We start from the raw sequence: 22,020 nt of genomic DNA on the forward strand, positions 1-22,020 counted from the left end.
CAAATGACAGTAGAAATTGTACTGTTTGCGCATCCTAGCTAAACCGTTCAATACCTCAAATAGTTAAACGTTCCTTGTAGAGGTATTGTTTATGCAAAACGATCATATTATACACAGCAAATTCAATTAGATGCTATGGTATTTGCGATAGTTTCGACGCCTTGATCGATATTTTGGCTATCTAGCCAAGTTAAATCTTTCCAGCTACGAAGCCAAGTAATTTGTCGCTTCGCTAACTGCCTTGTTGCGCATATGCCTTTGAAGATTGCTTCATCAAAATCATATTCACCTTCTAGGTATCCCCACATTTGACGATAGCCTACGCAACGAATAGAAGGAAGATCTGAGTGTAAATCATCACGTTGATGTAACATTCTAACTTCATCTTCAAAACCCGCTGCTACCATATTTTCATAACGAAGTTCGATCCTACGATGCAACTCTGAACGCTCTTTAGGTGCAATAGCAAACTGCTTCACATCATAAGGGATTGGCTCCCCTTTTTGTTGTGTCAGTTCCGTTAACGATTTACCGGTGATCTTAAATACTTCGATGGCACGAGATAAACGCTGAGGATCGTTAGGGTGAATGCGCTCAGCCGATACTGGATCAATAAGCTTAAGTTCATCGTGCAGTGCTTGCCAACCTTTTTGCTGAGCTTGTTGCTCTATTTGAGCGCGTATCTCAGGGTCTGCTGCGGGTAATGGCGATAACCCTTCTAATAACGCTTTGTAATACAGCATAGTGCCACCCACTAGCATAGGGATTTTCCCTTGCGAGGTGATCTCATCCATCAGCAGCAATGCATCACGGCGAAAGTCCGCAGCGGAGTACGATTGTGATGGATCGATAATATCAATCAAACGGTGGGGAGCGGCCGCTTGTTCTGCTGCTGTAGGCTTAGCTGTGCCTATATCCATTCCTTTATAAACTAGAGCTGAGTCAACGCTGATCAACTCAATAGGAAAACGGCTACGTAAGCGAATAGCCAATTCAGTTTTTCCTGAAGCCGTTGGGCCCATTAAAAATATCGCCAGAGGCAATTTATCATTCATGTAATAACGCTTTAATTGATGTGGAAAAATCCACTAATTGAATAAGTTTAGTATCTTTTAAGTCGAGCGCTTGTTCTGATACGCCTTCTAGGTCTGAAAGTAACTGAATAGCTTCAGATAACGTGTATATTTTATTTTGCTGGGCTATCTCAGAGGCAAGCCATAAGCTCAGTTGTTCAACGGTAAATTGTCGCTCATCGCTGAGTTGGCGGAGCAACTGAGAAAAAATGTGCTGTAAATTATGTTGTCTAAGAGGTTGTGGCACCGCCATTACCATCACTTTGGCACCGGCTTTAAACATTAACTGGATAGCAAAGCGTTCTAACACTGGCTGAATTTGCTTTAAGCGAGTGATGTCCTCACTGGTGACCCTCAAGGCTAAGGGGATTAATAACGGTTGTTTGATCAGTGGTCTTTCATTCACCGATAATTGCCCGCGTAACTTTAAGACCTCCGCTTGCGCTAAAGCCAGTAACCCACATCCAGCATTGGTGTTTATTAATAGATAACGCTCATGCACAACAGCAAGCGCCTTACCCAATTGAGTTATCGCTTGTGTTGGGGTTGTAACTGAGGCGGAAGTTGCTACATGTGATGGTTGAGATTCCGTACTTGGCGCTGGCGTCATCAGTTGCTGGTATAGCTTTGATTCTTGTTGCGATAGCTGAGGTTTATCTACTCTGCCCGCACTTTTATTGCCCCAGTTGCGATTTAAATTTTCATTTTTTTCGGCAATCAGCCCTCTTTCATCGCTCTCTCTTGCACTTTGCTCCTTTCCACCTTGCGCCCTTGCAGAGTGCAAAGGATAAGTATCATCCGCTCTATTAGGGTATGCCGGAATATGTTGCATCCCTTGCGCTTCTGCTTGAGAAACGGTTGAGCTATTTTGAGTGTGAGAGAGGTCGTTAGCCGTACTCGTTTGATTTTCAGACTCAGCCTCTAATGTAGGTTGAGGTGTGGCAAATGCACTTTGACGTCGTTCTTGACAGAGCAGTTGTTCTGACTGACCTAAGGCATCCACTAAAGCCTGATAAATAAAATCATGCACTAAACGGGCTTGATGAAAGCGTACTTCATGTTTGGCTGGGTGGACATTCACATCCACTTGATGTGCATCTATCTCAATAAATAACACATAGGTCGCAAACTGATCCGGTCTTAGCGTTAACTCATAGCTCTGACGAATCGCGTGGTTGATCAACTTATCGCGCATCATACGTCCATTCACATAGCAATACTGTAAATCACCTTGTGAACGTGCGGCGGTCGGTGTTGTAATCCAGCCATGCAGTTTGAGATCTTGGTGTTGCAACTCCACTTTGAGCATGTTTTCTGCAAAGTTTTTTCCACATACCGCTTGAATACGTTGCTCAATTTGCCGTTCTGTTTTTGCACCACGATATTGTTTTATCAGTTTGCCGTTATGACGCAGGTTTAAAGTGACATCAAAGCGGCTTAAGGCTATGCGCTTTAATAATTCCTCAATATGCGTGAACTCGGTTTTTTCAGTACGTAAGAACTTACGTCTTGCTGGTGTATTAAAAAACAGATCCAGAACTTCCACCGAAGTGCCCACGGGGTGCGCTGTAGGTTGCAGTTTTACCTGCATATCGCGCCCTTCAGAATACGCAGACCACGCCTGCTCTTGTGTCGCTGTGCGCGAAGTCATGGTTAAGCGTGCAACAGAACTGATACTAGCAAGGGCTTCACCACGAAATCCTAAGCTCATAATCGCTTCAAGGTCATCTAAGGTGGTGATCTTAGATGTCGCGTGACGACTTAAAGCCAGCTGCAATTCATCTTTGATAATGCCTTTGCCATTATCTCTAACACGAATTAGCTTACTGCCCCCTTTTTCGATATCGACATCAATGCGAGTCGCACCCGCATCAATACTATTCTCAACCAGTTCTTTTACTACAGAAGCAGGCCTTTCAACCACTTCCCCTGCTGCTATCTGGTTTGCCAGTCTTGCTGGCAAGATTCTTATTTCACTCATCGGTTTGGAATAATTAGTACCTGCCCAACGGCAAGGGAATCTGAACGAAGTTTATTAGCACTGCGGATGCTGCTCACAGACACACCATATTTAGCCGCAATTTTACCTAAAAACTCACCGCGCTGAACTTTGTGCTTACGAATCGGCTTATCTTTAACGGCCACCGTAATTTTCAGTTTTTGCCCCACATGTACTGTGTTCGATTTAAGATTATTTTCACGCTTAATGGACGCGACAGGCACTTTATACTGACTGGCAATTTTGCCTAAGTACTCTCCGCTTCGTACTGTATGTGTTATCACTCTTGTTTCAACAGAGTTCAAGGTACTTGAAGCAATAGCTCTCCCAGGTATAGCGAGTTTCTGCCCCACTTTTAAGGTGTCACTTTTTAAGTTGTTGGCCGCCTTAAGGGCATTTACAGACACTTTGTGGTTTTGCGCTATTTTGGAGAGAAAATCACCACGCTTAACAATATAGAATCCTGAATGATGAGGCACTGACTTATCAAAGCTTGTGCCTTCTGGCGGGTTACTGTGTAAATACGTCACAATGGCTCGTGAAAGAGCTGAGGCTAATTTATCCTGATATGAACGCTGGAACAGCAACTTCTCTTCTTTAGGGTTAGAAATAAAACCCGTTTCCACTAACACTGAGGGAATTTGCGGAGAACGCAATACCGCTAAGCTCGCTTCACTTGGTTTGCTCTTATGTAAGTGCGCCACTTTTTTGAGCTCTTTTAGTATATCAATAGCCAACTTCTCGCCTTCGCGCTTTGAATGAGTGAACTGCAAATCAAGCAAGGTTTGATTCACGTTCTTATCATTACGAATGACCGTAGAGGTGCCACCCAGTTTTCTGGATTGACGCTCTTGGTTTTCAACCCAACGCGAGATCTCAGTGTTTCGACGGCGGTCATTTAAGAAGAATACCGATGCGCCTCTTGGGCGTGGTGAGGTAAATGCATCAGCATGGATAGATACAAATAAATGCGCATTTTTCTTATCTGCAATGGCAACGCGCTGGTCTAAAGGCACGAAATAATCGCCACTTCGTGTGAGCTTAGTTGTGATACCCGGTATCGCATTGAGTTGTGCCGATAATTTCTTAGCAATATTTAACGTGACAAATTTTTCATATTTACGACTTGGACCAATAGAGCCTGGATCTTTACCACCATGACCGGGATCAATCACAATCAGCACATCTTGTCGGTGAGGGACTGTCATTTTGCTGGCAACCACAGGTTTATTCGCGACAGCCTTTGTTTGCACCCCAAAAGGAATATCCACCACCAATCGATGGCCATTGCCTTTATCTGGCCCTAGTTTAAAGACATTTGGGGAAGCCTTGCCTTTTAATTCAAAAACTAAGCGAACCGTATTCTTATGCGGTGGCGAACTTTTACGGACTTTAGATAAAATCGGACTTTTCGTAACTAACTTAGGTAGCTTGGCACTGTTTGAGCTGCTTTTAATATCTACCACTACGCGCTCTGGGCTCGCTAAGGTAAAGAAACTGTATTCAGCAGCGTGAGTAAGGTCAATCACAGCCCGAGTATCTTTATTGGTGGTGGAGATACGAATGTTTTTTATTTCATTTGCCTGCACAGTGGCAAACAAGGTTGAAATAAATAGCAAAGTAAGCGCCCATACTGAGTTCTTAATCAATTTAGCTCCAGATTTTTTAGCAGTGTTAATCCATTGTCACTGTTTGCAGTCACAGTGGCGATACGACCATTGCCTTGATAGCGAATATCCAACTCAAGGTCTGCGGCAGGTAATAAACCAACGCCTCTCTGTGGCCACTCGACGAGACAAATAGCATCAGGCGTAAAATAATCGCGGATCCCCATGAATTCTAGCTCTTCTGGATCAGCAAGGCGATAAAGATCAAAGTGGTACACTTGCCACTGTTGTAAATCATAAGGCTCAACTAAAGTGTAAGTCGGGCTTTTTACATTCCCCTTATGCCCCATAGATTGGATAAAACCTCGACTAAAGGTTGTTTTCCCCGCCCCCAGATCACCATGCAAATAAATCGTTGTTTGCTCAGAGCATAAGGCAGACAGGCTTGCCCCTAACTTTACTGTGTCGTGCTCATCCTTAAGAGAGAAATGCTTCTGGGTCATAAACGTTAATCTTCGATTGGTTTTAATAAATAATGGCCTAATTATCTCTACTGAGCGCGTTTTGTCGAGCAAAGCTACTTCTTTGGTAGACTCTAAACAAAAACTTTTGTTCCTAAACAGAGAGAAATAGTCACTATATTACCTGTTCGCTGTTTTATTCGCTAAAATAATGGCAACTTTCTCCAATTTATCAAAACAATGGATCTTCAACGTTTAGCAGAACAAATCAAACTTTGGGGTAACGAACTTGGTTTTCAAAAAGTAGGCATCACGGATATCGACCTATCCGCCCATGAAGCTGGATTAAATAAATGGCTCGCACAGGGCTATAACGGCAGTATGGAATGGATGGAACGTAATGGAGATAAGCGAGTACACCCAGAATTATTGCATCCTGGCACGGTTAGGATCATCAGTGTCCGTCTAGATTATCTTCCTCCTGAGGCGCATTTTGCCAGTAATTTATCGGATTCGACTCAAGCGTACATTAGCCGTTATGCTTTAGGACGTGATTACCATAAATTGATGAGAAATAAGCTAAAGCACTTAGCGACTAAAATAGAACAAGAGGTCGGCCAGTTAAATTACCGACCTTTCGTGGATTCAGCACCAGTATTAGAAAGACCGTTAGCAGAGAAAGCAGGGCTAGGCTGGACAGGTAAACACTCCTTGTTACTTGATGAGCATGCCGGTTCTTGGTTTTTTCTCGGTGAATTGATGGTAGACCTGCCATTACCCGTCGATAAAGTAATAGAAAACCAATGTGGTAAATGTCGATCTTGCATCACCAGTTGCCCTACAGGAGCAATTGTTGAAGAGGGCGTAGTTGATGCTCGCAAGTGTATTTCATACTTAACTATTGAATATGACGGCATCATTGACAAGGCTCTATGTGATGTCATGGGCAATCGCATCTATGGTTGCGATGACTGCCAACTTGTATGCCCATTTAACCGACAAGCAAAGATCACTAAGCAAGCTGATTTTCATCGCAAAGAGACCATCAAAAACAGCGATTTATTGCATCTATTTTTATGGGATGAAAGCACTTTTTTAAAGAATTTCGAAGGCTCAGCCATTCGGCGTATCGGCTATATTCAATGGTTGAGAAATTTATCTATTGCTATCGGTAATAGTCATTATTCAGAAGATGTGATTAACACATTAAAAACTAAACTGGGTCTAAATGATGTACTCGACCATCATATTAACTACGCCATAGAACGACTCACATCCCAAGCGTCATCCGTTTCAACCAAGCAACAAAGATTGATTCGTATCGTACAAAAAGGATTACCCAGAGACGCGTAACCCTAGACGCAAAAACCAACCTTACTCCGCCCTGCTAATCCCCAACTTTCACTAGAATATAATTCGTAGGCTACATAAAAAACCGCCTTTTATGCACATTATTTCATTTGAAACTAGCGAAATGTATTGGGGCGTAGGGCAATGTGGAAAAAGAAGCTGAAGAGAAGCCCATTTAAGCACGCACTAAAGTTAAACACAGAAGATAAATATGATAAAGATCAAATAATAAGGTAACCAAGATCGAATAATCACATTGCAACGATCAATGGTTTTACTTGTTATCCCTTTTATATCAATTAGTTATAGTGATGGTAGAGTGTATTATTGTGCTGCAATATGAAATAGATCTTGACAGAGGATCTTGTAAATTCAATATTTTTTATTTTTATCAACCAAGTTATCCACAGTTTTGCTTTTGTGGGTAACTCTGTGCATTAATTATTAACTTCATGTGTTAAACACAGGAAAAACTAAAGATTAATGATAATTAGAGCTAAAAATGGTCAATAGGGATAAGTAGGACTTAAATAACCTTAGGAAGACGCATGAGGAGTTAAACAATAGAAATTGGTTGCGGGGGCTGGATTTGAACCAACGACCTTCGGGTTATGAGCCCGACGAGCTACCAAGCTGCTCCACCCCGCGTCCGTATTGTGTCACCGTTAAGTACGATGAAGACTTTTTATCTCTCAAAGAAAGAGATTGGAGCGACACACGAGGTTCGAACTCGTGACCTCAACCTTGGCAAGGTTGCGCTCTACCAACTGAGCTAGTGTCGCATTCCGCTGACAACCCGATATTTTCAAGTTATCTAGAATTTGGTTGCGGGGGCTGGATTTGAACCAACGACCTTCGGGTTATGAGCCCGACGAGCTACCAAGCTGCTCCACCCCGCGTCCGTATTGTTTCACCATTTAAAAGCATGGTTAAGCTTGATATCTCAAAAGAGATTGGAGCGACACACGAGGTTCGAACTCGTGACCTCAACCTTGGCAAGGTTGCGCTCTACCAACTGAGCTAGTGTCGCATTCCGCTGACAACTCGATATTTTCAAGTTATCTAGAATTTGGTTGCGGGGGCTGGATTTGAACCAACGACCTTCGGGTTATGAGCCCGACGAGCTACCAAGCTGCTCCACCCCGCGTCCGTATTGTGTCACCGTTAAGTACGATGAAAACTTTTTATCTCTCAAAGAAAGAGATTGGAGCGACACACGAGGTTCGAACTCGTGACCTCAACCTTGGCAAGGTTGCGCTCTACCAACTGAGCTAGTGTCGCATTCCGCTGACAACTCGATATTTTCAAGTTATCTAGAATTTGGTTGCGGGGGCTGGATTTGAACCAACGACCTTCGGGTTATGAGCCCGACGAGCTACCAAGCTGCTCCACCCCGCGTCCGTATTGTGCCACCGTTAAGTACGATGAAGACTTTTTATCTCTCAAAGAAAGATTGGAGCGACACACGAGGTTCGAACTCGTGACCTCAACCTTGGCAAGGTTGCGCTCTACCAACTGAGCTAGTGTCGCATTCCGCTGACAACTCGATATTTTCAAGTTATCTAGAATTTGGTTGCGGGGGCTGGATTTGAACCAACGACCTTCGGGTTATGAGCCCGACGAGCTACCAAGCTGCTCCACCCCGCGTCCGTATTGTTTCACCATTTAAAAGCATGGTTAAGCTTGATATCTCAAAAGAGATTGGAGCGACACACGAGGTTCGCTTTCCCTTGAACATAAGCGTGACCTCAACCTTGGCAAGGTTACACTCTACCAACTGAGCTAGTAGTTACATTCAATTTTCTCAAAAGAGATTGGAGCGACACACGAGGTTCGAACTCGTGACCTCAACCTTGGCAAGGTTGCGCTCTACCAACTGAGCTAGTGTCGCATCATAAACGTGTTTAAATCGTTTAGGGGTGCGAATTATAAGAGGTTATTTTTGTGATGCAAGCCTTAATTCTGGTTTTTTTTCTTATCGCTCATTTAATGAGCGATAATTGAGCAAAATTAGATGTTCATTATCGTCTGACGGTAATAACGAAGCTCTGCAATAGACTCTCTAATATCATCTAAAGCTAAATGTACGCCCTGCTTAGAAAAACCGTCAAGAATCTCTGGTTTCCAGCGACGAGTTAATTCTTTTAAAGTACTGACATCCACATAGCGATAATGGAAATATTGCTCAAGTTCTGGCATGTGCTTGTACAAAAAGCGACGGTCTTGGCCAATACTGTTACCACAAATAGGTGAAGCGCCTTTAGGAACCCATTGTTCTAAAAACTCAATGGTTAATGCCACTGCTTTATCTTCATCTATCTCACTATTGATGACTCGTTCAACCAATCCACTATTGGTGTGAGTATTGGTACACCAATCATCCATTTTTGCTAACTCAGCCTGCGATTGATGAATTGCAATCACGGGCCCCTCAGCCAAAATATTAAGCTCGCTATCCGTTACGATAGATGCGATCTCAATGACCTTATGGACTTCAGGATCTAACCCAGTCATTTCAAGGTCAACCCAAATTAAATTTTTATCGTTCAACGCCATGGATTAAATTGCCTATTATTGTTGTGGAAGAAACACCAGAAAAGTTACCAAAATGTGGCCGTGATAGTCGCATAATTACCAACAGATACCGCTTAATCTCGCATCTTAAGGTCAATTAGGTATATCATACTCTTCAATTATAGAAAGCCAACTGGACACATAAGAATACATGGCTAAAAAGAAAAAGCTAACCAAAGGACAAGTACGTCGTGTTCGCGGTAATCAAAAGAAACGATTACAACAAGACAATACAGTTCAATGGGACGAGCAAATGCTTGGTGAAACCAAAAAGGGATTAGTTATCACTCGCTTTGGCCAGCATGCCGATATCGAGGATACTGAAACTGGGGATATACACCGTTGTAATTTGCGTCGTGGTATCGAAAGTTTAGTCTCTGGTGACCGTGTGCTTTGGCGTATTGGACTTGAGTCCATGGCTGGGATCTCTGGGGTGGTTGAAGCGGTAGAACCAAGAACATCCATGCTAACAAGACCAGATTATTACGATGGTCTAAAGCCTGTAGCGGCCAATGTTGAGCAAATGGTTATTGTCTCTTCTGTACTGCCTGAGCTATCGCTCTCTATTATTGACCGTTACTTGGTAGCCTCAGAAACTCTCAGCATTGCTCCGCTGTTAGTGCTCAATAAAATCGATTTAACCACGGCGGAACAGCTGAAAACGCTTAAAAAGCAGTTGAAGATTTATAGTGATATTGGTTATAAAGTTTTGCTAGTAAGTAAAGAATCTGGCGAAGGCATCACAGCCCTTGAAAGTGAACTTGCTGGAAAAATTAATATCTTTGTAGGTCAATCTGGAGTAGGTAAATCGAGTTTAGTGAATGCGTTAATGCCCGAACTTGATGTCGAAGAAGGCGTAATCTCAGAAAACTCAGGTCTTGGTCAACATACCACTACAGCGGCTAGGCTGTATCACTTCCCTGCAGGAGGCGATCTTATCGACTCTCCAGGAGTTAGAGAATTTGGCCTTTGGCACCTTGAACCCGATGAAGTCACCAACGCTTTTGTTGAATTTAGAGAGTTCTTAGGGCTATGTAAATTCCGCGATTGTAAGCATGCTGACGATCCTGGCTGTGCATTACAACAAGCGATTAGTGATGGCAAAATACATCCTAATCGCTTTGAAAACTATACAAGAATTATTGAAAGCATGGCGGAAAATAAAGCAAACCGTCAGTATTCAAAAAACAAAAAGTTAGACCAGTAGTTAATTTAGACAAATCGCGGCAGTTTAAGTAACATCCCGCGCAAATTTACGAATAATGGACTTTATTGTGATAAATAAAATCAAAGTCGGTGCCCAATACTGGATGCCACAACACGGCCTTACACGCCTAGTTGGAAAGCTTGCATCTGCGAAACTTGGCGGGGTTACCACGTCGATTATTCGCGGTTTCATTAAGCAATATAAAATTAACATGGACGAAGCGTTGCACTCAGATCCAGCGCATTTCGCAACATTTAATGACTTTTTCGTTCGCGAACTCAAACCAGGAATAAGACCCATCGTTGAAGATGAGTCTGTCATTACTCATCCTGCTGATGCCTGTGTTAGTCAATTTGGTCCAATCGTAGATGGTCAGTTGATTCAAGCAAAAAAACATAACTACTCTGCACGAGAACTGCTCGGTGGTGATCTAGAACTCGCTGACGCTTTCGCTGATGGCAGTTTTGCTACTCTGTATTTATCGCCAAGTGACTATCACCGCGTGCACATGCCCTGTGATGGCACATTAAAGCAAATGATTTATGTGCCTGGTGACCTGTTCTCCGTTAACCCATTAACCGCTGAAAACGTAGAGAATTTATTTGCACGTAACGAGCGTGTAGTTTGTATTTTTGACACTGAATTTGGCCCAATGGCACAAGTATTAGTGGGTGCAACTATCGTAGGTAGCATAGAACTTACTTGGGCTGGGACTGTCACACCACCACGTGGTAACACTGTGTATCGCTGGGATTATCCAACACAAGGGGACAAAGCGATTCATATTAAGAAAGGGGAAGAAATGGGTCGTTTCAAACTCGGCTCAACGGTTATCAACTTATTCCCTAAAGATGCCATTGAGTTTGACTCTAGCATGCAATTGGAAGCGATTACACGCTTGGGTGCCGCTTACGCTCATCAACGTAAATAACGGCCACTTAAACAGCATAAAGGAGCTTCGGCTCCTTTTTTATTTACTGTTGTTCTGTAGGAAATGCCATTTCTAAGCTTTCCTCAAGTAACTGCAGTTGTTCTTTTCCTGTTATGGTCGCCAAAGGTTTCACCATTGCCAAGATCTGTAGCATTCCTTGCATGATCATCGACTCAGTCACTTTTTTATTGGAGTTCATGGCCGATTGATAACCTAACCACCCCGTAGCAATCAAATGCAAATTGGTCACCAAACGAGAAATATCCTGCCCCTCGACACGAATAAGCCCCAACGTTAAAAAAGATCTCACTATGGCAACTAAGTTCACGCGTAGTTTATCTTGAACGGCGCAGTATGCTGCGTGAAGTTGAGTATCACGACTTACGATGTCAGCGAGGTTGACGTATAAAAAACGATATTTCCACATTAAAGAAAACGTAGAATTAATGTAATGCTTGAGTAGTACTAAGCTTTCTTCTTGCGCGGCGTAAGGGCGGAACCTATCCAGTAATTCGGCAGTATAATCATCAAAAATGGCACGAATAATCTCTTGTTTATTCGAATAGTGATAATAAAGATTTCCTGGACTCATCCCGAGATGTTCTGAAATATGGTTAGTGGTAATGTTACGTTCACCATGTTGGTTGAATAGCTCTAGAGCTCCATGCACGATTCTTTGCTTTGTTTTCATTTAGCGACTCTATACCCTAGGCCATTGTTAAATTGATCAAATAGAAAATAGTTTTGCTATACTCAGCACTTTCACAATAACGTAAAAGCTATTATTACTTTGTCTGCATCTCATTGGCTATCTGCCGCTAGACCTAAAACATTGCCTTTGGCTCTCACTTCCATCGTTACTGGAAGCTGCCTGGCCTATACCCACCAGCATTTTTCTTGGAAAGTGAGTCTTTTAGCACTGCTAACGGCGACGCTATTGCAAATATTATCAAATCTAGCTAACGATTTTGGTGATGCTAAACAAGGAACCGACAATCATGACAGGCTTGGACCTACTCGGGCTATCCAATCCGGCGAAATTACGGCCAAACAAATGCAAGTGGCGATGGTTGTCTGTTCCATATTGAGCTTAATGTCAGGTCTTGCCCTCATTCTATCATCACTCACTACCCTGTTAGATATTGCTATTTTCCTTGGGTTAGGTGTTCTTGCGATATTTTGTGCCATTGCCTACACCGTAGGTAAACGTCCATACGGGTACATGGGTTTGGGTGATTTAGCTGTTTTTGTATTCTTTGGTTTACTCGGTGTCGGTGGGACATTTTATTTACACACTCTGAGCATCTCAGGCGATTTATTATTACCGGCCACAGCAACTGGTCTGCTGGCCGTCGCGGTGTTGAACGTCAACAATATGCGCGATATCGACAATGACAAAGCCTTTGGCAAAACCACGGTGGCGGTTCGTTTAGGGCTCACGAAAGCCAAGCAGTACCACGCCTTTTTGATTTTAACGGCATGGCTTGCTTATTTGGCTTTTGTTTTAAGTAACCATTGCAGTTCATTGAGCGTCTTGATGACCGCGCTGATCTTAGTACCAAGCGCATTACATCTTCGCGCTCTACAGAGTGCAAAAGATAGCTTAGCCATTGCGCCTTTGATGGCCGGAGTGGTAAAACTGGCCTTAATTGCTAACTTAGTCTTTTCTCTGGCAATTATTGTTTAATCAAAACGTTAACTTGCATCAACTATCCAAGGCTGTTGCAATATATACTCAAGCTTAAGAATACTAACTTAGAAGGTGACACTGATTATGGAATACAACACTTCAGCCCTGTGTGATGTCTACTTAGATCAGGTTGATGTCGTAGAACCAATGTTTAGCAATTTTGGTGGCAGCGCTTCATTTGCAGGTCAAGTAACCAGCATCAAATGCTTTGAAGATAATGGACTAATACGTTCTGTTCTAGAGCAAGATGGCCAAGGTAGAGTATTACTGATTGATGGCGGTGGCTCCTTAAGAAAAGCGCTTATTGATGCTGAAATAGCCTCCCTAGCCGAAGAAAATGAATGGGAAGGCATCGTTGTTTATGGCTCTGTTCGTGAAGTAGACGAGCTAGAAGAGATGAATATCGGCATTCAAGCACTCGCTTCTATCCCTGTTGGCGCCATTCAAAGTGATGCGGGTGAAGTGGATGTCCCCGTTAATTTTGGTGGAGTGAGTTTCCTACCAGAAGACTACATTTATGCTGACAATACCGGCATCATCTTATCTCAAGAACCTCTAGATACTAACTTCGACCTGGATGAGAGTGAAGAAATAGCGTAATTTCAGCCCTTGCCATGGGATATATTTAGAAACAGTTCGATAAAATCGAGCTGTTTTTTTTTGATTAAAAGCAAAGTAACCACAAATAATTGACTCGCATTTGCAAAAAAGTGTAGAACGTCCGAATAATTGCAACATGTTTCTTATACCCTGCCATTTCTCAGAGAAAAGGAAATAGCGGGATGAACAAAGAACACTCAAGCCAGGTCACTAAACTCGCATTTTGTATCCTGATACCGATATTGATACTAATGATGCCAAGCACTTGGTTTCCCATTGACGACCTGACTGTGATACAGCATCGACTGTTGGCTATTTTTATTATGTCGGCACTACTTTGGGTACTGGAACCTGTACCGGTTTTTGCCACTTCAATATTGATCATCACATTAGAGTTAATCTTTTTATCTGATAAAGGCTTAACGGTTTTACGCATTGATCATGCTAACGAATCTTTTGGCTCATTAATTCCATATACCGATATCTTAGGCTCATTTTCTTCGCCCATTATCATACTGTTTATGGGGGGATTTGCCCTTGCTATTGCCGCCTCTAAATATCAATTAGATAACAACCTAGCTCGAGTACTGTTAAAACCATTTGGGACACAACCTAAATACATCATGCTAGGGCTCATGCTCATTACTGCTGTGTTCTCTATGTTTATGTCCAATACAGCGACCACTGTCATGATGTTGGCCTTACTAGGACCTATCGTCGCCTCAGCAAAGCCTGGCGATCTTGGAATTAAAGCCTTGGTACTTTGTATTCCTATTGCCGCCAATACAGGCGGGATAGCGACGCCCATAGGCACCCCTCCTAATGCCATTGCCTTACAGTACCTTACTGGTGAGCACAGTATCGACTTTTTAAGCTGGATGATGTTTGGCCTACCCTTTGTCATCATTCAATTAGCGATTGCGTGGGTGTTACTACAAAAACTATTCCCGTCGTCACAAGAAAAAATGGTGCTGGCTTTAGAAGGTGAGTTTCTAAAATCTTGGCAGGCCATAGTGGTGTACATCACTTTTGCGCTCACCATAATTTTATGGATGACCACCAAACTGCACGGAATGAACACCTATGTAGTATCTGTGATTCCTTTAGCCGTCTTTACCTTAACTGGCATTATGGGTAAAACAGAGATCAAACAAATTAACTGGGATGTACTGTGGTTGGTTGCCGGTGGTATTGCCATTGGACTGGCTTTAGACAAAACCGGTCTTGCCAAAGCCTTAGCGCACTCCATTGATTATCAAAGCTTATCTCCTGTGGCTGTGGTGCTGACTCTATCCATCATCTGCTGGCTAATGGCTAACTTTATGTCCAACACAGCCACCGCTAACCTATTAATGCCTATTGCAGCGGCAATAGGGGCATCCATGCCAAGCCTAGTGGCCATTGGTGGCCTACAAGGATTACTCATAGTGGTCGCCTTCTCTGCGTCACTGGGTATGATTTTACCTGTATCGACACCGCCTAACTCTTTGGCTTATTCCACCGGCCTCATCGAAAGCAAAGATATGGCAAAAACAGGGCTTATTCTCGGTATCTTTGGTTTAATACTGGTGTACATCGCCATGTTTCTCTTAACTTAACTGGCTAAGATTGACTACATAAGGAGGCCGCTATGTTTGTTATTGCTCATCGAGGTGCCAGAGAAACCCACCCAGAGAATACGTTACTGGCCTTTGATAACGCATTAAAAGGGGGCGCAAAAGCCATTGAGCTGGACATTCATCAACACCAGCAGCAATTTTGGGTGATTCACGATAGTTGGGTTAATCGCACGACCAATGGTGTCGGTCTATTACATTGGTTTAGCACACAAAGCCTTAAAAAATTGGATGCAGGACAAGGGGAATGCATACCGACATTAAAAGAAACCTTACGCCACTTAGCTGGGAGTTGCGCCTTAAATATAGAGCTAAAAGGAATGGACAGCATAGCGCTACTCATAGAGCACCTAGACTATGCGATCAATAAATGTGGATTTTCCCATGAGCAGTTACTGGTATCTTCTTTTAATCATCATTGGCTTGCAGAGCTTCACCAGCAAAGACCCGATATAAAATTGGCGGCTCTAACAGCCAGCAAGCCCATAGGTTTATGTCTATTTGCACAACAGCTTAATGCCTACAGTGTCAATATTGATCTCCATGTCGTAGATAGTGAGATGATAAACGACGCCAAACAACGTGGACTAAAAATCTTTGTCTATACAGTCAATCAAGCAGAGGATTGGGCTCGCCTGCAACAAATGGGAGTCGATGGCATTTTCTGTGATAATCCCCAGCAAGCTGTCAGCTATTTTTCCTCGAATATTCGGCAAAACCCAAGCTGGCCTTAACCAGTCCCCCCGGCTTATTTCCCTATGGTTTGGGGTTTCTTATTCCACCTCAATGATGCATATTGAGAGCATCTTGCGTAACTACACATAAATAAACACCATGAAATACGAATGGCTCGCCCTTGCTGCGGCGTTCTTATGGGCTATATCTAGCCTTATCTCTGTTAAACCTGCTCGCTACTTAGGTCCTTTTGCCTATAGTCGCTGGCGAATGGGTTGTACCGCTGTCATGTTAACCGCTATGGCCGCCTTCACCGGTGGGTGGTCTACGGTGAACTCTGAGCATATTACCCCTATGATGCTGTCTGGTTTAGTCGGTATTTTTATTGGCGATACCGCATTATTTGCCTGTATGAATCGAATGGGACCACGCCAAGCAGGGTTATTGTTTTCCTGTCACGCTGTCTTCTCTGGCATTATCGGTTACTGGCTGTTTAGTGAAACCTGGCAAGGAATGGAATTACTCGGGGCAATATTGGTGTTCTCTGGAGTCGTTACGGCGATCTTTTTCGGCCGTAAACAATCAGGTAAACATGAATGGGAATCCTTGCAGGGAAAAATGGCCATTGGTATTGGCATGGGGCTTCTTGCGGGGCTTTGCCAAGCGCTCGGGGGCATTATTGCTAAACCGGTTATGTTAACCAGTGTTGACCCTATTGCTGCCTCTGCTATTCGAATGATTAGTGCTTTTGTAGCTCACTCGCTGTTTTATTTCAGTGGCTCGAAACAGGCCAAAGCCAAGCAAAAAATCAACCTCAATATTTTTGCCATTACCGCCTTAAATGGCTTTTTAGCTATGGCTGTAGGAATGACATTAATTCTCTACGCATTGCAAGATGGTAATGTGGGCATGGTGGCCCTACTTTCTTCAACAACCCCAATCATGATACTGCCGCTGCTTTGGTTTATCACTAAACAGCGGCCTAACCGCTACGCATGGTATGGCGCAATATTGGCCGTAATCGGTACCGGTATGATAGTCCTTTAAGCGCGCGGAAAAGCAAACGCCGTAACTTTATCAATGTGCGTCTGTTGGCAAGCCAGCATAATAAGACGATCTATACCGAGGGCGACGCCTGAACATTGCGGCAACCCGTGCTTAAGCGCCTCAATTAAATGATAATCAATAGGTTGAGGTGACAATCCCATCTCAAGGCGCTTTTTATTGTCTTGCTCAAAGCGCAGTAGTTGCTCGTCGGCATTATCAAGCTCATGAAAGCCATTCGCTAATTCAATGCCTTTAAAATACACCTCAAAGCGGTCAGCCACACGGCTATCTTGGGCATTGATTTTAGCCAGTGCGGCTTGAGATGCGGGGAAATCATAAACAAACGCCGGTGCTTTCAAGCCTATTTTTGGCTCAACACCAACACTAAAGAGTAGCTGTAATAAGGTATCTCGATCGCTCTCTGATTGGGCAATGTCGGCCAACCCTAAATGGGCGGCTGCGACCTTTAATTCATCCATTGATGACTGCAAAGGACACACCTGTAGCTGTGATAAAAATGCCTGTTGATACGTCATTTTTTCTGCTGCGTTACAACCTAAGACAAGCTGTAGCAATTGGTCCATTTCATTCATAAGTTGATGATGGTCAAAGCCGATACGATACCACTCTAATAGCGCAAATTCTGGGTTATGGTAACGACCGGCCTCTTCATTTCTAAACGCTTTACCTATTTGATAAATACAGCCACTACCTGCTGCCAATAATCGCTTCATATGAAATTCAGGACTGGTCATAAAGTAAAGTTTTTTTCCATCAGCAAACCCAGGCCCAACAAACTCTGTTTGAAAGGTGTGCAAGTGAACATCGGTGACGGTGGCATGACTCATGGCAGGGGTATCCACTTCTAGCACGTTTCGTTCAACAAAAAACTGTCGAATGGCTGCGATAATTGCAGCTCTTTTTCTTAAAGAAGATATCTCTGCTGATGGTTGCCAGCTATCGGTGCTCATAATGCGTCCTATGAAATAAATTTAATATTAAAAATCGGTTTTCCCCCTATTTTGGCATGATAACGATCACAGTCCTTGCTGTTTTTAGCTTTTTTGACATTAATCAATATGAAAAAACCAATTGAATCAATTTTTTCGTAACACGAATCCCCTAGAATGACAGGTAAAGTATATTTATAGATTTACAACCACGAGCAGGACAACCTGCCTTACTCTGGAGGATAACTGTGAAGATACTCAACACAGATATCGCGGTAATCGGCGCAGGGGGTGCCGGTCTTCGAACTGCTATCGCAGCAGCTGAAGCGAACCCTGAATTGGAAGTGGCTCTCATTTCTAAAGTTTACCCAATGCGCTCACATACTGTGGCAGCTGAAGGTGGATCTGCCGCCGTCGTTAAAGACGAAGACAGCCTAGACAATCACTTCAATGATACTGTTGGCGGTGGTGACTGGCTTTGTGAACAAGACGTTGTTGAATATTTTGTTGAAAATGCAACCCGTGAAATGATCCAAATGGAGCAATGGGGTTGTCCGTGGAGCCGCAAGGAAAACGGTGAAATCAATGTGCGCCGCTTTGGTGGTATGAAAGTAGAACGCACTTGGTTTGCAGCGGATAAAACTGGCTTCCACATGCTACACACTCTCTTCCAGACATCGATGAAATACCCTCAAATAAAACGCTTTGATGAGTATTTTGTTGTCGATTTACTTGTGGTAGATAACGAAGTCCAAGGCTTGATTGCTATTCATATGGCTGAAGGCGAATTAGTGACGATTAAAGCAAAATCCGTGGTATTGGCTACTGGTGGCGCTGGACGTGTTTACCATACCAACACGAACGGTGGCATCGTTACGGGTGACGGCATGGCAATGGCGTATCGTCATGGTGTGCCATTGCGAGATATGGAGTTCGTCCAATATCACCCAACCGGCCTTCCAGGCACTGGCATATTGATGACCGAAGGGTGTCGTGGTGAAGGCGGTATCATAGTTAATAAAAATGGCTATCGCTATTTGCAAGACTATGGCATGGGGCCTGAAACCCCAGTAGGACAGCCGAAAAACAAACACATGGAGCTTGGCCCTCGCGATAAAGTATCGCAAGCATTTTGGCACGAGCAACAAAAAGGCAACACCATCAAGCACCCACTCGGTGATGTGGTACATCTCGATCTTCGCCACCTTGGGGAAGAGTACCTACAAGAGCGCCTGCCTTTCATTTGTGAATTGGCTAAAGCTTACGTCAACGTTGATCCGGCTAAAGAACCTATCCCAATTCGTCCTACGGTTCACTACACCATGGGGGGTATTGAAACCGATGCAAGTTGTGAGACACGGATTAAAGGTCTATTTGCTGTAGGTGAGTGTGCTTCTGTAGGTCTGCACGGTGCTAACCGTTTAGGCTCTAACTCTTTAGCCGAGTTTGTGGTATTTGGCCGCGTTGCGGGTGAAGCTGCTGTGAAACATGCCTCTGAGTTTACTGAGTGGGATGACGATGCGATTCACTCCCAAGTAGAGTTGGTTGAAGCGCGTATTCAAGCTCTTATGGATCAAGAAGGCGATGAAAACTGGGCAACCATTCGCACTGAAATGGGTAATACCATGGAAGCGGGTTGTGGTATCTATCGCAGTGAAGACTTGATGAAAGAGACCATAGACAAGCTTACCGAGCTCAAAGAGCGTTACAAGAAAATCAGCATCAAAGACAAAGGTAAAGTGTTTAACACGGATCTACTGTACGCCATTGAAGTGGGCTACGGGCTAGAAGTAGCGGAAGCGATGGCGCATTCAGCGTTATTGCGTAAAGAGTCTCGTGGTGCTCACCAACGCCTTGATAGCGGTTGTACAGAGCGTGATGATGAGAACTTCTTGAAACACTCACTGGCCTTCTACAAACCCAATCATGCCCCGAGTATTGATTACAGCTCAGTGAAGATCACTAAATCACAACCAAAAGCCCGTCTCTATGGCGCTGAAGCCGAAGCCGCTGCTGCTGCAGAAGAAAAAGCGGCTAGCGATGCTGCCAATAATGCAGAGGAGCAAAAATAATGCCCGCTCGAATTCAAAAAGTAGATATTCTGCGTTACGACCCAGAAAAAGACTCAGAACCGTACTTTCAATCTTTTGATGTGCCCTTTGATGAGACTATGTCTGTGCTGGATGCGCTAGGTTATATTAAAGATAATCTAGATAAAGACTTAGCTTATCGCTGGTCTTGCCGTATGGCCATCTGCGGTTCATGTGGCATCATGGTCAACCAAGTGCCTAAATTAGCGTGTAAAACCTTTTTACGTGACTACCCTAACGGCGTAAAAATTGAAGCACTGGCCAATTTCCCTATCGAAAAAGATTTAATTGTAGATATGACGCCTTTCATTGAGCGTCTTGAAGCTGTTAAACCTTATATCATAGGCAATGATCGCACCCCTGAAGATGGCACAAATATCCAAACCCCAGAGCAAATGGCGCGCTATAAACAATTTGCCGCCTGCATTAACTGTGGCCTATGTTATGCCGCTTGCCCGCAGTTTGGTTTGAATCCAGATTTCTTAGGGCCTGCTGCGCTAACCTTAGCTCATCGCTATAACTTAGACAGCCGAGATGATGGTAAGCAACAACGTATGCCACTTATTAACAGTGACAACGGCGCTTGGGGTTGTACCTTTGTTGGTTACTGCTCTGAAGTTTGTCCAAAGAGCGTCGATCCAGCAGGTGCTGTAAACCAAGGCAAGATTGAATCGTCAAAGGACTTTGTCATTGCAATGTTTAAGCCGGAGGATGCGTAATGTCTAACCGTAAACCTTACGTACGAGAAATGAAGCGTAGTTGGTGGCAAAACCACCCTTTCTATCGCATGTATATGCTAAGGGAAGCCACTGTAATCCCTTTAATCCTGTTTACCTTGTTTATCACATTTGGTTTAGGTGCGCTGGTAAAAGGGCCTGATGCATGGGCAACTTGGTTAGCGTTTATGAGTTCCCCTATTGTGGTACTGATTAATATTCTGGCGCTCATTGGCAGTCTATTTCACGCATATACTTTCTTTAATATGATGCCTCAAGTTATGCCAATGCGTTTTAAAGGCAAAACACTGGACAAGAAAGCTATTGTTCTTGCTCAGTGGGCTGCGGTCGCCTTTATCTCTCTCATTGTTCTAGTCATTGTTTAAGGAGTCAACTGTGATGAATAAAAACCCTAAACGCTCAGATGAACCAGTATGGTGGGGACTCTTTGGAGCCGGTGGCTCATGGTTTGCAATGATAACGCCCGTCACTATTTTTGTGCTGGGTATTCTTGTGCCTCTTGGCATCATAGATTCGAATGCGATGAGCTATGAGCGAGTATCCACCTTTGTGACATCTATTATCGGTGGCCTATTTGTCATTGCGACTATTGCGCTACCTATGTGGCACGCGATGCATCGCTTGCATCACGCTATGCATGACCTTAAATTCCACACAGGCACGGCTGGCAAGGTTGCAGCCTACTTTGTGGCGGCCTTTTTAACGGGTCTTGCCATTGTGTTTGTATTTATGGTGTAACGCCTATTACCTAAAGACAAAAAGCCGCGGTTCCTAAGAACCGCGGCTTTTTTAATGCATTTTAAACAATGTTATGAATGCGTTATTTTACACGACCAACGTATTCGCCAGAGCGTGTGTCGCACTTAACAACTTCACCAATTTGAATAAATAGCGGAACACGAACCACAGCACCTGTGCTTAGTGTTGCAGGCTTACCACCTGTACCTTGAGTATCACCTTTCAAGCCTGGGTCTGTCTCAACCACTTCTAGCTCAACAAAGTTTGGTGGAGTAACTACAATTGGGTTACCATTCCACAAAGTGATCATACACGTGTTGTTTTCAACGAGCCATTTAGCGTTATCGCCTACAGCTTTAGCGTCAGCAGCAATTTGCTCAAAAGTTTCGTTGTTCATGAAGTGATAGAATTCACCATCTGAATAAAGATAATCTAGATCGATATCTAGAACATCAGCAAGCTCAACAGATTCACCAGACTTAAATGTCTTCTCTAGAACTTTGCCAGATAGTAGTTTACGAACTTTAACACGGTTGAACGCTTGGCCTTTACCTGGTTTAACGTATTCGTTTTCTAGGATTGAACATGGCTCGTTATCGAGCATGAACTTTAGACCGCCCTTGAATTCATTGGTACTTACAGTAGCCATTTTTTCCTCTTTAGATTCTTAGAGTA

20 protein-coding genes and 10 tRNA genes are annotated in these 22,020 nt (G+C 43.5%); 12 read left to right on the top strand and 18 right to left on the bottom strand.

All coding sequences use genetic code 11. The features are described 5' to 3' along the window. Positions 1-122 precede the first annotated feature (122 nt). The 4 genes from miaA to tsaE are packed head-to-tail and all read right to left on the bottom strand — an operon-like array spanning position 123 to position 5,182. Complete coding sequence (miaA, locus tag OCU56_RS11600) at positions 123-1,055, bottom strand: tRNA (adenosine(37)-N6)-dimethylallyltransferase MiaA (protein WP_261873364.1); 933 nt, start codon at positions 1,053-1,055, stop codon at positions 123-125. Continuing rightward, positions 1,048-3,054 carry a DNA mismatch repair endonuclease MutL gene (mutL, locus tag OCU56_RS11605; protein WP_261873365.1) on the bottom strand — a complete coding sequence of 669 codons (2,007 nt, stop codon included), beginning with the start codon at positions 3,052-3,054 and terminating at the stop codon, positions 1,048-1,050. The genes miaA and mutL overlap by 8 nt, the downstream gene beginning before the upstream one ends. Next, on the bottom strand, positions 3,051-4,721 hold the full coding sequence (locus tag OCU56_RS11610) for an N-acetylmuramoyl-L-alanine amidase (protein WP_261873366.1): 1,671 nt from the start codon (positions 4,719-4,721) through the stop codon (positions 3,051-3,053). Before OCU56_RS11610 ends, mutL begins: the two co-directional genes overlap by 4 nt. Beyond that, complete coding sequence (tsaE, locus tag OCU56_RS11615) at positions 4,718-5,182, bottom strand: tRNA (adenosine(37)-N6)-threonylcarbamoyltransferase complex ATPase subunit type 1 TsaE (RefSeq protein WP_261873367.1); 465 nt, start codon at positions 5,180-5,182, stop codon at positions 4,718-4,720. The genes OCU56_RS11610 and tsaE overlap by 4 nt, the downstream gene beginning before the upstream one ends. Before the next feature lie 198 nt (positions 5,183-5,380). On the opposite strand from tsaE, the gene queG reads away from it, so the two are divergent. Further along, positions 5,381-6,493, top strand: coding sequence for a tRNA epoxyqueuosine(34) reductase QueG (queG, locus tag OCU56_RS11620; RefSeq protein WP_261873368.1), 1,113 nt, complete (start codon positions 5,381-5,383; stop codon positions 6,491-6,493). Between the two features lie 568 nt (positions 6,494-7,061). Here queG and OCU56_RS11625 read toward each other — a convergent pair. The 11 genes from OCU56_RS11625 to orn all read right to left on the bottom strand — a co-directional run bounded on the left by OCU56_RS11625 (position 7,062) and on the right by orn (position 9,046). Further along, positions 7,062-7,138: transfer RNA gene (locus tag OCU56_RS11625), tRNA-Met, on the bottom strand. A 58-nt stretch (positions 7,139-7,196) separates the two neighbouring features. Next, a tRNA-Gly gene (locus OCU56_RS11630) sits at positions 7,197-7,272 on the bottom strand. A gap of 40 nt (positions 7,273-7,312) precedes the next feature. After that, a tRNA-Met gene (locus tag OCU56_RS11635) sits at positions 7,313-7,389 on the bottom strand. 55 nt (positions 7,390-7,444) lie between these two features. After that, positions 7,445-7,520 (bottom strand) — tRNA-Gly (locus OCU56_RS11640). A gap of 40 nt (positions 7,521-7,560) precedes the next feature. Further along, a tRNA-Met gene (locus OCU56_RS11645) sits at positions 7,561-7,637 on the bottom strand. 58 nt (positions 7,638-7,695) lie between these two features. Further along, positions 7,696-7,771: transfer RNA gene (locus OCU56_RS11650), tRNA-Gly, on the bottom strand. Between the two features lie 40 nt (positions 7,772-7,811). Next, positions 7,812-7,888, bottom strand: a tRNA-Met gene (locus tag OCU56_RS11655). Between the two features lie 56 nt (positions 7,889-7,944). Next, positions 7,945-8,020 (bottom strand) — tRNA-Gly (locus OCU56_RS11660). A 40-nt stretch (positions 8,021-8,060) separates the two neighbouring features. Beyond that, positions 8,061-8,137: transfer RNA gene (locus OCU56_RS11665), tRNA-Met, on the bottom strand. Positions 8,138-8,305: 168 nt separating this feature from the next. After that, positions 8,306-8,381 (bottom strand) — tRNA-Gly (locus OCU56_RS11670). Positions 8,382-8,500: 119 nt separating this feature from the next. After that, positions 8,501-9,046 (bottom strand): oligoribonuclease, encoded by a 546-nt coding sequence (gene orn / locus OCU56_RS11675; protein WP_261873369.1) that lies wholly within the window; start codon positions 9,044-9,046, stop codon positions 8,501-8,503. Between the two features lie 169 nt (positions 9,047-9,215). On the opposite strand from orn, the gene rsgA reads away from it, so the two are divergent. Together rsgA and asd are read left to right on the top strand one after the other, a co-directional pair. After that, positions 9,216-10,271, top strand: coding sequence for a small ribosomal subunit biogenesis GTPase RsgA (gene rsgA, locus OCU56_RS11680; protein ID WP_261873370.1), 1,056 nt, complete (start codon positions 9,216-9,218; stop codon positions 10,269-10,271). A gap of 70 nt (positions 10,272-10,341) precedes the next feature. Next, on the top strand, positions 10,342-11,202 hold the full coding sequence (gene asd / locus OCU56_RS11685; RefSeq protein WP_261874815.1) for an archaetidylserine decarboxylase: 861 nt from the start codon (positions 10,342-10,344) through the stop codon (positions 11,200-11,202). Between the two features lie 43 nt (positions 11,203-11,245). On the opposite strand, the gene OCU56_RS11690 is transcribed toward asd, so the two are convergent. Next, positions 11,246-11,893: a TetR/AcrR family transcriptional regulator gene (locus OCU56_RS11690; RefSeq protein WP_261873371.1), complete on the bottom strand. Its 648-nt coding sequence runs from the start codon at positions 11,891-11,893 to the stop codon at positions 11,246-11,248. A gap of 93 nt (positions 11,894-11,986) precedes the next feature. Between OCU56_RS11690 and OCU56_RS11695 the strand changes: the two genes are divergently transcribed. The 5 genes from OCU56_RS11695 (at position 11,987) to OCU56_RS11715 (ending at position 16,830) form a co-directional block, all read left to right on the top strand. Next, on the top strand, positions 11,987-12,889 hold the full coding sequence (locus tag OCU56_RS11695; protein WP_261874816.1) for a 1,4-dihydroxy-2-naphthoate polyprenyltransferase: 903 nt from the start codon (positions 11,987-11,989) through the stop codon (positions 12,887-12,889). A gap of 87 nt (positions 12,890-12,976) precedes the next feature. Beyond that, a complete protein-coding gene (gene rraA, locus OCU56_RS11700) occupies positions 12,977-13,492 on the top strand; it encodes a ribonuclease E activity regulator RraA (RefSeq protein ID WP_261873372.1) in 516 nt (171 codons plus the stop codon). 182 nt (positions 13,493-13,674) lie between these two features. Further along, positions 13,675-15,090: an SLC13 family permease gene (locus OCU56_RS11705; protein ID WP_261873373.1), complete on the top strand. Its 1,416-nt coding sequence runs from the start codon at positions 13,675-13,677 to the stop codon at positions 15,088-15,090. A 32-nt stretch (positions 15,091-15,122) separates the two neighbouring features. Continuing rightward, positions 15,123-15,842, top strand: coding sequence for a glycerophosphodiester phosphodiesterase (locus OCU56_RS11710; RefSeq protein ID WP_261873374.1), 720 nt, complete (start codon positions 15,123-15,125; stop codon positions 15,840-15,842). A 100-nt stretch (positions 15,843-15,942) separates the two neighbouring features. Then, positions 15,943-16,830 carry a DMT family transporter gene (locus OCU56_RS11715; protein WP_261873375.1) on the top strand — a complete coding sequence of 296 codons (888 nt, stop codon included), beginning with the start codon at positions 15,943-15,945 and terminating at the stop codon, positions 16,828-16,830. Here the strand turns inward: OCU56_RS11715 and epmA are convergent. Then, entirely contained in the window at positions 16,827-17,801 is a 975-nt protein-coding gene (gene epmA, locus OCU56_RS11720) for an elongation factor P--(R)-beta-lysine ligase (protein WP_261873376.1), read from the bottom strand. The genes OCU56_RS11715 and epmA overlap by 4 nt on opposite strands. Before the next feature lie 227 nt (positions 17,802-18,028). Here epmA and frdA point away from each other — a divergent pair, with 227 nt between their 5' ends. The 4 genes from frdA to frdD are packed head-to-tail and all read left to right on the top strand — an operon-like array spanning position 18,029 to position 21,345. Then, on the top strand, positions 18,029-19,852 hold the full coding sequence (gene frdA, locus OCU56_RS11725; RefSeq protein ID WP_261873377.1) for a fumarate reductase (quinol) flavoprotein subunit: 1,824 nt from the start codon (positions 18,029-18,031) through the stop codon (positions 19,850-19,852). After that, positions 19,849-20,589 (top strand): succinate dehydrogenase/fumarate reductase iron-sulfur subunit, encoded by a 741-nt coding sequence (locus tag OCU56_RS11730; RefSeq protein WP_261874817.1) that lies wholly within the window; start codon positions 19,849-19,851, stop codon positions 20,587-20,589. Before frdA ends, OCU56_RS11730 begins: the two co-directional genes overlap by 4 nt. Continuing rightward, the gene (gene frdC, locus OCU56_RS11735) at positions 20,589-20,972 is read left to right on the top strand and encodes a fumarate reductase subunit FrdC (RefSeq protein WP_261873378.1); all 384 of its coding nucleotides are present in this window, start codon (positions 20,589-20,591) and stop codon (positions 20,970-20,972) included. Before OCU56_RS11730 ends, frdC begins: the two co-directional genes overlap by 1 nt. Before the next feature lie 10 nt (positions 20,973-20,982). Then, the gene (gene frdD / locus OCU56_RS11740; RefSeq protein WP_261873379.1) at positions 20,983-21,345 is read left to right on the top strand and encodes a fumarate reductase subunit FrdD; all 363 of its coding nucleotides are present in this window, start codon (positions 20,983-20,985) and stop codon (positions 21,343-21,345) included. Positions 21,346-21,427: 82 nt separating this feature from the next. Here frdD and efp read toward each other — a convergent pair whose 3' ends face one another. Continuing rightward, positions 21,428-21,994 (bottom strand): elongation factor P, encoded by a 567-nt coding sequence (gene efp / locus OCU56_RS11745; RefSeq protein ID WP_261873380.1) that lies wholly within the window; start codon positions 21,992-21,994, stop codon positions 21,428-21,430. Positions 21,995-22,020: the final 26 nt, after the last annotated feature.

This window comes from Vibrio rarus (genome assembly GCF_024347075.1).
GTDB classification, from domain to species: Bacteria; Pseudomonadota; Gammaproteobacteria; order Enterobacterales; family Vibrionaceae; genus Vibrio; species Vibrio rarus.

Coding starts and splice junctions, on each gene's coding strand:
- miaA (WP_261873364.1), bottom strand. CDS start 1,055: ATGAATGATAAATTGCCTCTGGCGATATTTTTAATGGGCCCAACGGCT.
- OCU56_RS11715 (WP_261873375.1), top strand. CDS start 15,943: ATGAAATACGAATGGCTCGCCCTTGCTGCGGCGTTCTTATGGGCTATA.
- rraA (WP_261873372.1), top strand. CDS start 12,977: ATGGAATACAACACTTCAGCCCTGTGTGATGTCTACTTAGATCAGGTT.
- orn (WP_261873369.1), bottom strand. CDS start 9,046: ATGGCGTTGAACGATAAAAATTTAATTTGGGTTGACCTTGAAATGACT.
- epmA (WP_261873376.1), bottom strand. CDS start 17,801: ATGAGCACCGATAGCTGGCAACCATCAGCAGAGATATCTTCTTTAAGA.
- OCU56_RS11710 (WP_261873374.1), top strand. CDS start 15,123: ATGTTTGTTATTGCTCATCGAGGTGCCAGAGAAACCCACCCAGAGAAT.
- queG (WP_261873368.1), top strand. CDS start 5,381: ATGGATCTTCAACGTTTAGCAGAACAAATCAAACTTTGGGGTAACGAA.
- efp (WP_261873380.1), bottom strand. CDS start 21,994: ATGGCTACTGTAAGTACCAATGAATTCAAGGGCGGTCTAAAGTTCATG.
- OCU56_RS11690 (WP_261873371.1), bottom strand. CDS start 11,893: ATGAAAACAAAGCAAAGAATCGTGCATGGAGCTCTAGAGCTATTCAAC.
- tsaE (WP_261873367.1), bottom strand. CDS start 5,182: ATGACCCAGAAGCATTTCTCTCTTAAGGATGAGCACGACACAGTAAAG.
- frdC (WP_261873378.1), top strand. CDS start 20,589: ATGTCTAACCGTAAACCTTACGTACGAGAAATGAAGCGTAGTTGGTGG.
- OCU56_RS11705 (WP_261873373.1), top strand. CDS start 13,675: ATGAACAAAGAACACTCAAGCCAGGTCACTAAACTCGCATTTTGTATC.
- rsgA (WP_261873370.1), top strand. CDS start 9,216: ATGGCTAAAAAGAAAAAGCTAACCAAAGGACAAGTACGTCGTGTTCGC.
- mutL (WP_261873365.1), bottom strand. CDS start 3,054: ATGAGTGAAATAAGAATCTTGCCAGCAAGACTGGCAAACCAGATAGCA.